Source organism: Streptomyces sp. NPDC058662 (assembly GCF_042716255.1).
Taxonomy (GTDB): domain Bacteria; phylum Actinomycetota; class Actinomycetes; order Streptomycetales; family Streptomycetaceae; genus Streptomyces.
Genome location: NZ_JBHXRU010000082.1, coordinates 15,178 through 29,023, shown reverse-complemented (window position 1 = coordinate 29,023; position 13,846 = coordinate 15,178). Strand labels below are relative to the sequence as shown.

Sequence of the window (13,846 nt, the reverse complement as noted above, 5' to 3'; positions counted from 1 at the left end):
GGTCCCCCCGTAGCGGGGGGACCGGCCGCTGCCGCGTTCCACCGGGGCACCGCACGGCCCCCGGTCGGGGGCGCCGGCGACCCCCGGGGGTCCCCCTAGGGGATGTCACAGCTCAGCCGCAAAGGCCGCGTGTTGGGGCAGCCCGTCCACCGCGGCTCTCCGGACCAGGTACGTTCGATCACGTGGCTGGATTCAGGATCGGACGCGGCCGGGACAACAACCGCACCCCGCAACAACCCCCGCGGCAGCAGCCGTACGGTCAGCAGCAACCGCCGCCGTACGGCCAGCAGCCCTACCCTCCCGCCGGAGGACCCCCCCAACAGCAGTGGCCGCAGCAGCAGGCCTCCGCCGGGGGACACGGCGAGCCCGAGTACTTCGACCCGTACGGACAGCCGCCGCAGGGGCAGCAGCCCCCGTACGGCGCTCCCGGATACCCGGACGACAACCCCGGGCACACCCGCGCCTTCTCGATCGGCGAGGACCCGTACAACCAGGGCGGGACGTACCAGGCGGGAACGGTGAACGCCGCGCCGTCCGGCCCCAGACTCCCGTGGAAGGAGCTCCTGCGCGGCATCGTCACCCGGCCCGGGCAGACCTTCCTGCAGATGCGCGACTACCCCGTGTGGGGTCCGGCGCTGACGGTGACCTTCCTGTACGGGCTGCTCGCGGTCTTCGGGCTGGACGACGCCCGCGAGGACGCGATCAACGCGACGCTCACGAAGGCCGTACCGATCGTCCTGTCGGCCGGCGTGGCCTTCGTCATCTGCGGTCTGCTCCTGGGCGCGGTGACGCACACCCTGGCCCGCCAGCTGGGCGGCGACGGCGCGTGGCAGCCCACGGTCGGCCTGTCGATGCTGGTCATGTCCCTCACGGACGCGCCGCGGCTGCTGTTCGCGGTGTTCCTCGGCGGCGACAACATGGTCGTACAGGTGCTGGGCTGGGCCACCTGGGTGGCGGCCGGTGCGCTGTTCACCTCGCTGGTCAGCAAATCGCACGACCTGCCGTGGCCCAAGGCGCTGGGCGCGTCGGCGATCCAGTTGGTCGCACTGCTGTCGATCATCAAGCTCGGCACGATCTGACCGGGGCGCGGCGGCCGCGCCCCCTCACCCGCACAGCACGAAGGGCCCGTCCCCGCGACCTCCGCGGGGCCGGGCCCTTCCCGCAACCGCCGCCGGCCGCCCGCCGCCCGCCGCCCGCCGGGTGAACGGCGCGGGGCCCCCGAACGTCGGACGGCCGGGGGCCCCGCGGCGTACGTCCGCGCACGTCAGGCGTCGAGGACCTGCCCCTCGCGCTTGACGACGGGCGGCTCGACCGACCACGGGAAGTTGATCCACTCGTCGGTCTTCTTCCACACGTACTCGCACTTCACGAGCGAGTGGGACTTCTCGTAGACGACGGCCGAGCGCACCTCGGCGACATGGCCCAGGCAGAAGTCGTGGACGAGCTTGAGCGTCTTCCCGGTGTCGGCCACGTCATCGGCGATGAGGACCTTCTTGTCGGTGAAGTCGATCGCCTCGGGCACGGGCGCCAGCATGACCGGCATCTCCAGCGTGGTCCCGACGCCCGTGTAGAACTCCACGTTCACGAGGTGGATGTTCTTGCAGTCGAGCGCGTAGGCCAGCCCGCCCGCCACGAAGACGCCGCCGCGGGCGATGCTCAGGATGATGTCGGGCTCGTAGCCGTCGTCGGCGATGGTCTGCGCCAGCTCGCGCACGGCGCGGCCGAACCCGTCGTAGGTCAGGTTCTCGCGTACTTCGCTCATGCCTCGTGCCTCACCTGGGTGCGGTGGAAGTTCTGGAAGGAGCGCGAGGCGGTCGGCCCGCGCTGGCCCTGGTACCTGGACTCGTACCGCTCACTGCCGTACGGGAACTCCGCGGGCGAGCTCAGCCGGAACAGGCACAGCTGGCCGATCTTCATGCCCGGCCACAGCTTGATCGGCAGCGTGGCGAGGTTCGACAGCTCCAGGGTCACGTGACCCGAGAACCCGGGGTCGATGAACCCGGCGGTCGAGTGCGTCACGAGGCCGAGCCGGCCGAGACTGGACTTGCCCTCCAGCCTGGAGGCGATGTCGTCGGGCAGCGAGACGACCTCGTACGTCGAGGCGAGGACGAACTCACCCGGATGCAGGATGAACGCCTCGTCGCCCTCGGGCTCGACCATGCGGGTCAGGTCGGGCTGCTCGACGGCGGGGTCGATGTGCGCGTAGCGGTGGTTCTCGAACACCCGGAAGAACCGGTCGAGACGTACATCGATGCTGGAGGGCTGCACCATCGACTCGTCGAAGGGGTCGATGCGAACCCGTCCGCTGTCGATCTCGGCCCGGATGTCTTTGTCAGAGAGAAGCACGTCCCGAGGATACGCAGAGCGCGCGGGCCGCCCCCAATCGAGAGCGGCGCCCGCGCGCCCCGTCCCGCTGCGCCGCGGCCTGTCCCGCTGCGCCGCGCCCCGGCCCGCTACCGCTTCACGCCGCCCACGGGCACGGCCTGCCGCAGCCGCGCACAGCGCGGACACCGCAGCAGCCGCCCCGGCCCGATCCGACCGGCACCGAGGTGCTGCAGCGGGAACTGGGCGGTACTGAACACGTGCCCTTCGGCACAACGGACGACGGTGTGCTCCATCGAGTCCCTTTCCCCAACGAGCTGTACTGCGACGAATCGCCACATTAGGGGATGATCGGGACCCACTCCAGCCGCCACTCCACACCCCCACGGTAAGCCCCAACTCCCGCCCCCACACGCCCCCGTGCACACCCCACACGACAACGACCCCGCGACGGATTCGCCGGGGGTCGATCATGGGGTAGAGTGAGCGACGATACGACTCCAGGCAACTGGAAGATCGCGCGGATGTAGTTTAATGGTAGAACATGAGCTTCCCAAGCTTATAGCGCGGGTTCGATTCCCGTCATCCGCTCCATACGAAAGCCCCAGGTCAGCGACCTGGGGCTTTCGTGTTGCCTAGACCTCTCTACCTCTCCCGTGCCAGATCCGTGCCAGAACCAACGCGTCGACGGAAGAAGCCGGCCCCGACCCCTGACACTCGACCGCCACGCGCTGCTAGCCTCCAGCACCCCGCAGTCCGGGAGGAGGCTGGTGGACAAGTTCTATGCCGCCGTCGCTGGCGCGTTCGTGATGCTGTTCCTGACGCCCATGATGCACCCGCTCGCAAAGCGTCTTGAGGCTATCTCTCGACGCATTTACAAGATCAAAGCTGTTGCCATTCATATCGAGCGGGACCCCTCGATCATCTGGTCGGGTTACCCGAACTGGGTGGGCGCCTCCGTCTGGATGCCGGAACTACCAGCGGACGCACCAGATCATCCGACGGATTGGTACAACTGGGCACGGCCCTTGGGCGGCTCCGATGCTCGCCTAACAGTCCTCAAGGTCTCGATCACCTCCCGCGACACTGCTGCCATCCTTGTGGAGCCGCCCAAGATCCGCAGCTTGCCGCTTCCGATTGGCGACCCGCCGAAGGGCATAGTTGCCACTTACCCCGTCGGCGGCGCCGAACTGAATCCACGACGCGTCCAAGTGGATCTTGAGTGGGGGGCGGCAACGTGGGTAGGTCCCGAGGGCGCCCCCATCAGGGCTCTGAATTTGTCTCTAGCGCCGGGCGAGACCGAGCAATTCCACATCTATGCCCATGCCGCCGCAGGCCGTTACCAATGGCGTCTGGAGCTACCTCTCCTTGTTGACGGGAAGCGCCTGACGGTTCGCGTCGAGGACGACGGAGAGCCCTTCATAACGTACGGCTCATCTGGATTTAGCGAGTACCTATGGCATGACGATCAGTGGGTCGCTCGGGAGAACACCTGACCAGATATGCCGTGTGCCGCGGCTGTCAGGAGCCGACTCCCCATTCGCTCCGCAGGCGCCTGACTCGGGCATCAATCCGCGCGGCGACCTCTCGCTGACGCTCAAGGTTGGAGTGCTGGTAGATCATCGCAGCCTTCTCCGAGGACTGGCCGGCCCGCACCATCGTGTCCTTGAGCGTCGCCCCGGACTGCGTCGAGAGCGTGTGCCCGGTGCGACGAAGGTCGTAGAGCGTGAACCCGTCGGGTAGTCCCACTTTCTTCCGGGCCTTTTTCCACTTCCGTCCAAAGGTCGTCCGCCGAAAGGGCCCGCCCCGCTCCCCCACGAAGAGCAGCCCGTCCGGCTTTTGCTCCGCGTACAGATGCATGTGGAGTTTGCTTTCCTCGGCCTCGCCACCGCCATCGGCTGCTACAAACGCCTCATCCGCCTCACCACATAGGACACGGTCTAAATGGAAGACCGGACCCAGGTATAACCGAGCTTCGGCAGATGCACACCTAAGGGCTGTCCCGTAGTCCCCGGTGGATCACCGCGCGGCGTCAGATGCGGTGCATCGCAAGGCGGAGGGTCGTCCTCATACCGGGTGTATCCGGGCGGTCCGACAACGCAGCGAGGTGCCGTAGCTGTCGTCGCGCGCCCGCGGGGGAAGACGGGACAGCCCTTAGAGGCCCCTCTCGATCGAAGTCGCGATGGCGCGAAGGCGCTTAGCCGCCGATCGCGCGTCACCGATCCGGTAGGTCGCGTAGCGCGGGTCCGGTACATCCTCGATGCTCCGCACGATGTCCAGGTCGAGGCGGTCGAACAGCCTGAAGGTGTCGAGCAGTTCGTCGATGTTCGGCGCCAACGGCGACCCGCGCTCGATCAGCGAGACATCGCGTGCCGAAACGGCCTCCTCCGTCTCCGACTCGGTCTTGAGTCGGGAGATGACGAGGGACAGGATGTCGAGCTCGCGCTGCCGCGTGTCGATGAGCCCGGCGAGCCTGGACAGACCGTCCGGTACCTCGAACAACATCCCGACGTCCGCCGGCCGCAGGCCGAGGACCTCGGCGGAGCTGACGACTTGGCCCAACTCGTCGGCGGTGATGAGCGCCCACTGCTTCCGCTTGGCCATGTTCTTGATCGTGTCACCACTGAAGGCGGGGCCGATTACCGCGACGTACTCCGCGGAACGCTTCTCCTTGTGCGTGTCGATTGCCACATCGCTCACGTTGTTGTGCGTGACGCGACCGGATGACGTCGACTTTCCGTCCACGATCGCGGTCCGCAACGACCCGTTGCCGTCGTACCACTGCACAAGGATGTCGGTGTCACCGGAACCGCTGATGCGTTGGGCACGGAAGCCCATGTGCCTGAACGCGCTCTCGATGTACACCTCAAACGCCACACCGGATGCCGCGCCGTCGGCGCCCGGGTCGACGGCGCTGCGCCTCAGTGATTCTACGATGAGCGAAAGTTCATCTGGTTCATCCGGTCTCCCCGGCGTGCTTTGCGCCAGGTCCGGCGACAGCTCCAGCTCCGCCGCGGCCTCCGGCAGGTGCGGTTCGGCGAGGGGGAGTGTCTCGATGAGACGTAGCCCGGTCGCCGTGGCCTGGACCGACGACCAGGACGTCTCGATGAGCAGGCCTGATTCGAGCATGAAGGCCGTGAGCCACCGCACCTTGTCCTTGTTCAGGCCATACGTGATGCCTTCCCTGTACACGTCGTTCCTCGGAACATTGGCCTTCGCCGCACGGATCAGCTCGCCGACGAACTTCATGTTCGCGTGAAGGATCCGAATGAAGTCGATGTCCGATCCCGACCGCAGCCATGCCTTGGCGGCCGGGGTTGCCGTGAACACCCCGCGCCGGACCTCCAGAAGCAGCCCGGCGGCCCGCATGAACGGCAGCATGGTGTCGACGCTGCTGCGCTTCAGGCCGAACCGGTTCGCGATAAAGCCCAGCAGCGCGTCCTTCTCCATCTGGTCCTCTGCGGCCGCGATGCACGTCCGCAGGTTCTCGATCTTGTTGGGGTTCTCCTTCGGGCTCGGAACCCAGATGTTGTAGGTGTTCCTGGCCTCCTGCGCGCCGTCGGTCACGGCCAAGTGCGCGAGGAGTGCCGCGATCTCCTCCGGGGTTTCGGGAATGTCGACCGCTTCGCCCGAGTCGGGCAAGGCCAGGGCCGAAGGCGTCACGACTTCCCAAGTGGCAAAGAGCGACCGTCCTTCAGCGGTCGCGCTCTGCTTCCGCTCTCCCAGCCATTCGGTCAGCCCCAGTACTTCGAGCCAGGTCATGCGGAGGCGCGTGTTGTTGACGGTCGTCCAGTCGAGGTTGTACGACTCGATCAACTCGGCATGGGCCTCTTCGACCGTTAGCGGCCCGCGCACGAGGAGCCCGAGAACCTCGGCGAACAGCCGGATCCGCTCGGCCATCAAGGAGGCGAGACGTGAGGGCGACTCGTCCGCGAGCAGTTCGGAGCCCTCGGGAGTCAGTTGAAGAACTCCTTTTCGAATCTGGATCAACCCCATCGGACGCAGCGCGTACGAGTACCGCCGCCAGGACCTCGACGACTCCACACTCGAAAGCTGCGGTTGCGCGTCGATATCCGTGGCCTCACCATCGCCGATCCGGCGAACGAGCTCAAGGGTGAGCGGGAACATCTCGTCCTTCCCGCACTGGAGGTTCGGTACGGAGGATGCCTGCTGCATCCACCTGCTCCGCTGTGCCCCGAGAGCGGGCGTGCTCGGGGCGGTGGCCGGTTGGCCGGTCGCGCTGAAGAGGTCCAAAGGCATTCTGGTGTGGCCGTTCCGTTCATATCTCTGTCGGGTGATTCGGCAGAGGCTCCTGCCATGCGCGCACGTTACTGCCCACCACTGACAGGCGAGACCCAACTCCGATCAAGGAAATCGAACTGACCAATCAACAGCTAATCCGGATCGAATGCGTCACATTCTGTCGCCACTGCCTGCCGGGCAACCGCCCACCTGAGGGTAAAAAAAGGGGGCGAGCTCACCGGCCCGAGCCCCGTGGATTGGGGCAAGGCGGGCTCCAAGTCAGCCAGACATGCGGAGCCGCCCGACGACTTCGACCTGACTGTCGAGGAGCAACTCGGCCGCTATGGGACACCTGTCTTGGGACGGTTGCTCCGAAACCGAGGCATCATCCACGGTGCCGGTCACAGCCCGCACCCGCCCACCGTTTTGGATCCCGAGACCGACGAGCTCACGCATGATGAGATCGCTACGGCGGCGCACGTGCTTGCTGGACGCCTCTGGCCGCACAGCTCGATCGAGTCGCATCTGCTGACGCGGGGACGGGGAGGGGGACAGCTGGCCCCTTGATGCGGGTCGCCGGCGAATTCGGCCGACCGACCCGCTCCACCCGCCAAAACCTGGGAACCTCCCATGCCCTGCTTGCTCGTGCAACGCAGCTTCTAAGCCGCCCTAGCCTCGCGGCTTGGGGCGGAAGGAAACACGTGGGACAGCGCTCACCGCCCTTCCGAGCGGAGAACAACGGTGAAGAGGGCCCCGAGGTACGAGTGGGGCCGTGCCCCAGCCGTGCTTCGTAGCGGTCGGGGCGGCCGTCCGGGTCGGGGCGGCTTCATCGGCGGGCGTCTGTCGGAGCAGCCGCTTTTCCGTGTGTCCGGGGCGCGGTGCCCGAGCCGGGTCCGAAGCCTCGGACGATCAGCCACCCGGCCAGCGCCAACTCCCAGGCGAACACCGGGAGCGCGGCGGCCGCCCCCGCCGCGGAGAGCTGCTCGTAGGCCCCGAACATCACGGCGACGGCCGAGGCGCAGATCAGGGGTCCGCCGACCAGCCCGAGCACGGCGATGAAGCGCGGTACGAGCCGTGCGCGGTACGCCAGGTAGGCGAGCAGGACGGTGTTCAGGCCGAGGGCGATGTTTGGCCCGAGCATGAACGTCCAGTCGTGCACGGCCACCAGCGCCGCATCGGCGCCGTCCGAGGCTCCCCCGTCCCGCCGGAGGGTGACGAGCGCCAGGACGGCGACAATGCCGAGGGCGATGACGGCCGCCTCCAGTAGCCGACCGAAGGCGTACCCGAGTGCGAGCCCCTCGCCGTGGCGCCGCAGGACGGGGAACAGCGCCGCGCCGGTACCGGCCACCGCCACCACCAACACCACTTCGCAGAGCGCCCCGAGCAGTGCCCGCGTGTCGGCGCCCTCCGCGAGCCCGCCGTCCGCGGCGCCCAGCAGGGGGCGGTAGAGGATCGCCCCGGCTATCGCGGCAACCTCCGTCAACAGGAACAGCGACCCGGCGGCCACCGCGGTTCTCCGGTCCGGACTCATGTTTGTCGTACCCCTCGCTCGGTGGTGGTGTACGCCGTACACCTGGCAGCAAACATAGGTGTACGCCGTACACTCGTCAAGGAGAAGGCAGTCGAGGAGGGAAGGGGCCGAACCGGAATGACCCGGCCGGAAGCCACGCGCGTACAACGGATCCCCCTGAACAGGGACCGCGTCCTGCGCGCCGCCGTCGCGCTCGCCGACGCCACCGGCATCGACGCGCTCAGCATGCGCAAGCTCGCGCAGGAGCTGGACGTCGTACCGATGGCCCTCTACAAGCACGTGGCCAACAAGGAGGAGCTGCTCGACGGCATGGCCGACGCCGTCGTCCGCGAGATCGACCCGCCGGCCGCGGGCCCCGACTGGCAGCGTGTGGTACGCGGGCGGATCCTCTCAGCCCGGAAGGTCCTGCTGCGCCACCCCTGGGCGGTCCGGGTCATCGAGTCGCGGACCGGCCCCACCCCCGCCGTACTTGCGTACCTGGACTCGATGGCCGGGAGCTTCCGGGACGGCGGCCTCTCCGCCGACCTCACGCACCACGTCATGCACGCGATGGGCAGCCGCCTCCTCGGCTTCAGCCAGGAACTGTTCGACACCTCGGGCCCCTCCGGCCCACCGGACCCCGGGCTGGCGGCGCGCTACCCGAACATCGCGGAACTGGCCGCGACGGCCGCACACGACGGGGGCTCCACGGTCGGTGGCGGCTGCGACGACCAGTTCGAGTTCGAATTCGCCCTGGACCTCCTCCTGGACGGCTTCGAAAACCTCCGCCGGCAGGGCTGGACGTCCGCGCGGAAGGCGTAGCGGACGCGGGGGGCTGGTCCAGCATCCAGCATCGGAATCGACTTCATGCCTCCGCAGAGCGCTTGTCCCTCGGGCCGGGCGGGACGGTGGGCAGCGATGTGGAGGGGCGCGGGGGTCGCGGCGGGGGCTGCCGAGTGGGTGCGGCCGGCGTTCGCCGCAGCATCTGCCGCCCAGGCAGCCGAACGCCTCACCCACCTCCGGCCGTACCGCCCCCCCTACCGACGGGACCGGCTACGAGCCCTGGGCGCTCCAGGTCGTCGAGTTCTCCGGCGACCGCATCGCGAGCATCACGGCCTTTCGCGACACGGCGCGCCTGTTCCCGCTGTTCCGCGTGCCGGAACGGCTGGGCGCGGAAGCCGGTCCGGGCGTCCCTTCCTGATCACTTACCGCCGCCCTCGGCGAGGGTGTGGGCGACGAGGGCGTTCGCGTGACCGTGGCCGAGACCGTGCTCGGACTTGAGCCAGGCCACCAGCTCCATGTGCTTGGTCAGCGGGGACGTGCGGATGAGGTCCTTCCACTCGGCGATGGGACGGCCGTACTTCTTCTCGATGGAGGGGAAGTAGCTGGCAGGACCCTTTACGGCATCGGTCATGGGTGCCTCCGTTTCATGTCGTGATCAGATCTGGATGATCTTCCTCGGTCGGCTGACTAACCGTTCGCCGCCGGCGCCGCGGTGACTAGTTTGGCCGTCACCGCCGTCAGCCCTGCGAGGCCGAGCCCAGCTCCCACGGTGAAGGCGAGGACAGAGGCGGAAGAGCCCGCGAACCCGGCGAGGACGCCCACGGGAACGAGGCCCCGAACACACCGACCAGGTGCGGCGCCCAGGCCCCGCCAGGGACGCCGCGCAGCGCCCGGCTCATCCCGATCGCTCCGGCGATGACCGCGGCTCCGGTGAGCAGGAAGTTCGCCACCTGGATCCATCCCGGCTCGCCGAGGGCGAGCTGGCTGATCGCGTTGCGGGTGAAGTCGAAGCCGTCGCGCGTCAGTCCCTGGACGACGCCCATGCCGAGGAACAGCGGGCCCGCGACGAGGCCGCCGGCCATCAGGCGCCGCGTCACCGGCCGCGAATCAGCGGTGGAGCGGACGGCGTCGGTGGGGGAGCTGAGCGTGTGGGCCATGGCGTGCCTTCCTCGTTGAGGGGTCACACGTATTGACCGGTGGGAGAGAAGGAACTGATCGGTTCAGCACGTGTGAGCTGAGCCACACGCGCTGGCCGGACGCGGCACGGCCGACCCGTACCGCTTCGTCGGCGAGGCGCGGCGGCTACGACCGGGTGCCGGTGCGTGCCGTCAAGCGGGTGGACACCACCCGGCCCAGCGCCAGCATGCTCAAGCCGAACATCACGATGCCCAGGGGGACATGGAGCGACGGCACGTGCGCGACACCAAGGACCACCTGCACCGACGCGAGTACGAGGAAGCCGGACGCGTACAGGATGGGGCGGGGTGACCCGCCACCCGGGCGCCACGCCAGGATCGCGGCCAGCACGTACAGCATCGACGCGCCGTACAGCACCTTCGATCCGGCGTCGTGCAGTACCGCGCCGAGGGACGAGGACAGCAGCATGCCGGCGGTGACCGCCTGGAAGAGCAGGGCCAACGTCTGCAGGGCTATCGCGACCTGCGGGAACGTGACTCTGCCCGGTACTGCCGTCGTCTGCGTGGCCATGACGCGGTCCCCTCTTCTGCCTCGCGGCGGTGGATCAGTAGTGTCTCGGTGGTCCGACGACGCAGCTCCTCGACATGTGAGGCGAAGCGCCGACCTCACACTCCGGTGCGGTGTCTCGTCGAAGTGCCGAGAGCGGAACCGGACGAGACGAACCAGGGAGCGGACGCAGCCATGAGCACCCCATCCGAGCGGTCCGATCTGGGACATGAACGGTCCGAGCCGGCCCTGAGCGCTGTCGTCGACGAGCGGCGCCGGCTGACCAACCTCGCCTACCGGATGCTCGGTTCGCTGTCCGAGGCCGAGGACGCCGTGCAGGAGACGTACACCCGCTGGTACGCGATGTCCCGCCAACGGCAGGACGCCGTCGAGTCCCCCGGCGCCTGGCTGACGACGGTGGCCAGCCGCATCTGCCTGGACATGCTCGGTTCGGCGCGGGCCCGGCGCGAGCGCTACGTCGGCGCATGGATACCCGAGCCGCTGCCCGACCGGACGGAGTGGTTCCGCGGACCGGCGAGCGACGGAAGGACCGAGCCGGCCGACCCCGCCGACCGGGTCACCCTGGACGAGTCGGTGAACATGGCCTTCCTCGTCGTGCTGGAGTCGATGACGCCGGCCGAACGCGTGGCGTTCATCCTGCACGACGTCTTCCGGTACCCCTTCGCCGAGATCGCCGAAATCGTCGGCCGGACGCCCGCGGCCTGCCGGCAGCTGGCGTCCTCAGCCCGGCGGCGTATCGGCGCCACGCAGGCTCCGGCGGCCGCGACGGCCGGACAGGCCGGTGTGGTGCGGGACTTCAAGGAGGCGTGGGAGGCCAAGGACATCAAGGCCCTCGTCGACCTCCTCGACCCCGGCGCCACGATGACCGCCGACGGCGGCGGCATGGTCGGCACCGTCCTGCGCCCGGTCGAGGGCGGCGAGCGCATCGCCGAGTACCTGGTCCACATCGCCGACAAGGCCCCTGGGCTGACGCTCCTGGAGCGGACGGTCAACGGCCGCCCCGGCTTGGTCGCCCAGCACGCCGGCGTCACCGTCACGGTGGCGTCGTTCAGCCTCACGGCCGGCCGCATCACTCGCATCTGGGCGGTCCGCAACCCGGAGAAACTCCGTCCGTGGACCGAGAACGGGCAGAGCTGACCCGTCGCCATCAATCCGAGCACGCGGTACGCGCCGCATCCCTCGCAGCTCGGGCCGCGCCACGGCATGACCAAGCTCCCCGCCCGTGGCGGCGCCCAACTCGTGCTTCCTGCCCATGAATCCGACCTGGTGACTCCGGGAACCTATTGGCAGCTTCCCCTCCGCACCCGGGAGTAGGAGTCGGCCGGCCGGCCGCTGATGCGTCGTTGCCGCCCGCGTCCGGCCGACGGAGCGCACCGTGCCCAGTCGCGTCCCTCATCGGCCCGTTATACGGTTACAGCGGGGGAATGCCAGCAGGTCCGGCCTGCCAAAGGCGGATGACAGCACAGTCATTCGATGTCGGCCGGAGATCTGCTGAGCCGCTGACGCGAGGAGCACCCACCGGAACACCCGGGAGGTTGTAGCGATGAAAGAGAGAATCGCGGCCGTCGACGCCCTTGTTGACAACGCTACGTGTGTGATTTCCGCGAGTGACGCTGCCATACTCGAAATCGTGGCGAAGACGGTTCAGAGCGGCGTGTCAGCCACGTTCTATGTCTCTCGGAGTCAGGCCTCAGCCATCAACGCATGGTATTGGAGCCCTGATCGAAGAAGGCGGCTCGGACTTGAGGAAGTGCCACCCGAGGAACTGACCCGAATCGAGCAAGAACTCGGCCTGGTCGACGTAGTCCACTTCTCCAACCGGCTCCCGTGCGAAAAGTGCGGCCACGTCTACGGAGCCTACGAGTTCCTGCAGCAGGGGCTCCAAGGCCACGGCAGGGCGACAGTGGAAGCGGTCATGGCGATGAAGAACGCGTCCCTTGTCCGAGTCAATCCGTCGGAAGTTCCTGTATGCCCGAACTGCGGCGAGACCATCCCCCCGGGTGAGAGCGCAGCCGTTCGACGACCCATCGACATCCACTACTACAGCGGACCTGGACCGTACGCGGGGTGCTGCCGGCCTGAGTAGCGGTACCGGCCGACAAAGCGCTCCGATCACGACGGGCCGATCGCGACGGGTCGATCATCGGCAGAGCCTCGGCTCAGCGACCCGGGGCCTCGTCATTCCGCCGGCACTAGAGGTGCCGGGCGCTTGGCCTCGCCGGAGTGCGCGCCGGGGCACGATGCGCCGCCCGGCCCGGCCGCGCGGGGAGGGACGCGTCCCCGGTGCCCACGTCGGGCGGGGTTTTTCGCGGAACGCTGCGCTCGGGGTGAGTCAATATCTGTCACCGCGGTCTGAGAATTCAATGGACGCGGCAAAGAGAGTTTCTGTCGCACCGCCCGGGATGGACATATTCGGCACACATGGGCCCTCTCTCCGTGCTAGTGTCGATCTCGGTTGCAGTTGTGGTACCCAAATTTTCAAGCGCTTCCGGCCGGCCATTGTGCCGCCACGGGGGCGCTTTACATTTCCGGTCTTTTCCGGGCGGGGCATCATCGCGGCGACACGGTGTCCGCGCGGCGCGGACGCTGGTGTACTGCCCCTAAGGAGATATGACAATGGCTGCTGGCACCGTGAAGTGGTTCAACGCGGCAAAGGGTTTCGGCTTCATCGAGCAGGACGGTGGCGGCGAGGACGTCTTCGCCCACTTCTCGAACATCGCCGCCCAGGGCTTCCGCGAACTGCTGGAAGGCCAGAAGGTCACCTTTGACATCGCGCAGGGCCAGAAGGGTCTGACGGCCGAGAACATCGTCCCCGCCTGACGCCCACGCGTACCGTGTGCAGCTGGGGCCCGCATCCTTCGGGGTGCGGGCCCCAGCTGCACATTTTTTTGTAAGGCGCCATATGAGGTGCAGCCCGTCCCGAACGTCGGCTCGATTTCCGGCCGTACAGATCCGCCGGACGGGACCCCTTTTTCGTGGGGCGCATTTTCCCGCATTTCATTCCGCCCGTTTCGCGGCCGGATCTCGTCTATTTCCGCCGACGATGTGCGGCCTGTGAGACCCCCTTCGCCCGCCGTCGCATCGCGATGACCGGCGTCCCGGCGGCCGTCCGAGCGACGGTCCGGCTCGGGCGACACCCGTAGGGCGAAGAGAGTAGTGAAGAGGGGCCCCCCCGCCCGGGGCGGGGGGGGCCCCCGGGGGGGTGGTCGGGGGCCCCGGGGCGGGGGGCCCCCCCCCCGGGCGGGGGGGGGCCCCCCCGCGGCCCGGGAGCGGGCGCCTCAGCGC

The 13,846-nt window shown here is 68.2% G+C and carries 13 protein-coding genes, 1 tRNA gene and 1 pseudogene; 7 read left to right on the top strand and 8 right to left on the bottom strand.

The genetic code is table 11. From position 1 onward, the window contains the following. The first annotated feature begins 182 nt into the window (after positions 1 to 182). The gene (locus ACFWUQ_RS24255; RefSeq protein ID WP_384541625.1) at positions 183 to 1,079 is read left to right on the top strand and encodes a Yip1 family protein; all 897 of its coding nucleotides are present in this window, start codon (positions 183 to 185) and stop codon (positions 1,077 to 1,079) included. A 185-nt stretch (positions 1,080 to 1,264) separates the two neighbouring features. On the opposite strand, the gene ACFWUQ_RS24250 is transcribed toward ACFWUQ_RS24255, so the two are convergent. Continuing rightward, a complete protein-coding gene (locus ACFWUQ_RS24250; RefSeq protein ID WP_384541622.1) occupies positions 1,265 to 1,762 on the bottom strand; it encodes a phosphoribosyltransferase in 498 nt (165 codons plus the stop codon). Continuing rightward, positions 1,759 to 2,346, bottom strand: a complete 588-nt coding sequence (dcd, locus tag ACFWUQ_RS24245; protein ID WP_384541619.1) for a dCTP deaminase — start codon at positions 2,344 to 2,346, stop codon at positions 1,759 to 1,761. Before dcd ends, ACFWUQ_RS24250 begins: the two co-directional genes overlap by 4 nt. Positions 2,347 to 2,842: 496 nt before the next feature. On the opposite strand from dcd, the gene ACFWUQ_RS24240 reads away from it, so the two are divergent. Both ACFWUQ_RS24240 and ACFWUQ_RS24235 read left to right on the top strand, forming a co-directional pair. Then, positions 2,843 to 2,916: transfer RNA gene (locus tag ACFWUQ_RS24240), tRNA-Gly, on the top strand. Positions 2,917 to 3,092: 176 nt separating this feature from the next. Then, positions 3,093 to 3,818, top strand: coding sequence for a hypothetical protein (locus tag ACFWUQ_RS24235; protein ID WP_384541617.1), 726 nt, complete (start codon positions 3,093 to 3,095; stop codon positions 3,816 to 3,818). Between the two features lie 25 nt (positions 3,819 to 3,843). Here the strand turns inward: ACFWUQ_RS24235 and ACFWUQ_RS24230 are convergent. The 3 genes and pseudogenes from ACFWUQ_RS24230 to ACFWUQ_RS24220 form a co-directional block, all read right to left on the bottom strand. Beyond that, a pseudogene (locus tag ACFWUQ_RS24230) lies at positions 3,844 to 4,185 on the bottom strand (site-specific integrase); the annotation flags it as partial. 291 nt (positions 4,186 to 4,476) lie between these two features. After that, positions 4,477 to 6,498, bottom strand: a complete 2,022-nt coding sequence (locus ACFWUQ_RS24225) for a restriction endonuclease (protein WP_384541614.1) — start codon at positions 6,496 to 6,498, stop codon at positions 4,477 to 4,479. Positions 6,499 to 7,390: 892 nt separating this feature from the next. After that, positions 7,391 to 8,095 (bottom strand): DUF4386 domain-containing protein, encoded by a 705-nt coding sequence (locus ACFWUQ_RS24220; RefSeq protein ID WP_384541611.1) that lies wholly within the window; start codon positions 8,093 to 8,095, stop codon positions 7,391 to 7,393. A 117-nt stretch (positions 8,096 to 8,212) separates the two neighbouring features. Between ACFWUQ_RS24220 and ACFWUQ_RS24215 the strand changes: the two genes are divergently transcribed. Further along, positions 8,213 to 8,896: a TetR/AcrR family transcriptional regulator C-terminal domain-containing protein gene (locus ACFWUQ_RS24215; protein WP_384541608.1), complete on the top strand. Its 684-nt coding sequence runs from the start codon at positions 8,213 to 8,215 to the stop codon at positions 8,894 to 8,896. A gap of 379 nt (positions 8,897 to 9,275) precedes the next feature. Here the strand turns inward: ACFWUQ_RS24215 and ACFWUQ_RS24210 are convergent, their stop codons facing one another. From ACFWUQ_RS24210 to ACFWUQ_RS24200, 3 genes are all read right to left on the bottom strand, one after another. After that, positions 9,276 to 9,488 (bottom strand): DUF4287 domain-containing protein, encoded by a 213-nt coding sequence (locus ACFWUQ_RS24210; protein WP_384541605.1) that lies wholly within the window; start codon positions 9,486 to 9,488, stop codon positions 9,276 to 9,278. A gap of 106 nt (positions 9,489 to 9,594) precedes the next feature. Next, positions 9,595 to 10,014, bottom strand: a complete 420-nt coding sequence (locus ACFWUQ_RS24205) for a DUF998 domain-containing protein (RefSeq protein WP_384541602.1) — start codon at positions 10,012 to 10,014, stop codon at positions 9,595 to 9,597. A 145-nt stretch (positions 10,015 to 10,159) separates the two neighbouring features. Beyond that, on the bottom strand, positions 10,160 to 10,564 hold the full coding sequence (locus ACFWUQ_RS24200) for a hypothetical protein (protein WP_384541599.1): 405 nt from the start codon (positions 10,562 to 10,564) through the stop codon (positions 10,160 to 10,162). A 171-nt stretch (positions 10,565 to 10,735) separates the two neighbouring features. On the opposite strand from ACFWUQ_RS24200, the gene sigJ reads away from it, so the two are divergent. The 3 genes from sigJ (at position 10,736) to ACFWUQ_RS24185 (ending at position 13,381) form a co-directional block, all read left to right on the top strand. After that, positions 10,736 to 11,698 carry an RNA polymerase sigma factor SigJ gene (gene sigJ / locus ACFWUQ_RS24195; protein WP_384541596.1) on the top strand — a complete coding sequence of 321 codons (963 nt, stop codon included), beginning with the start codon at positions 10,736 to 10,738 and terminating at the stop codon, positions 11,696 to 11,698. Between the two features lie 406 nt (positions 11,699 to 12,104). Then, complete coding sequence (locus ACFWUQ_RS24190) at positions 12,105 to 12,647, top strand: hypothetical protein (RefSeq protein WP_384541593.1); 543 nt, start codon at positions 12,105 to 12,107, stop codon at positions 12,645 to 12,647. A gap of 530 nt (positions 12,648 to 13,177) precedes the next feature. Continuing rightward, positions 13,178 to 13,381, top strand: coding sequence for a cold-shock protein (locus ACFWUQ_RS24185; protein WP_384541590.1), 204 nt, complete (start codon positions 13,178 to 13,180; stop codon positions 13,379 to 13,381). The last annotated feature ends 465 nt before the right edge of the window (positions 13,382 to 13,846 follow it).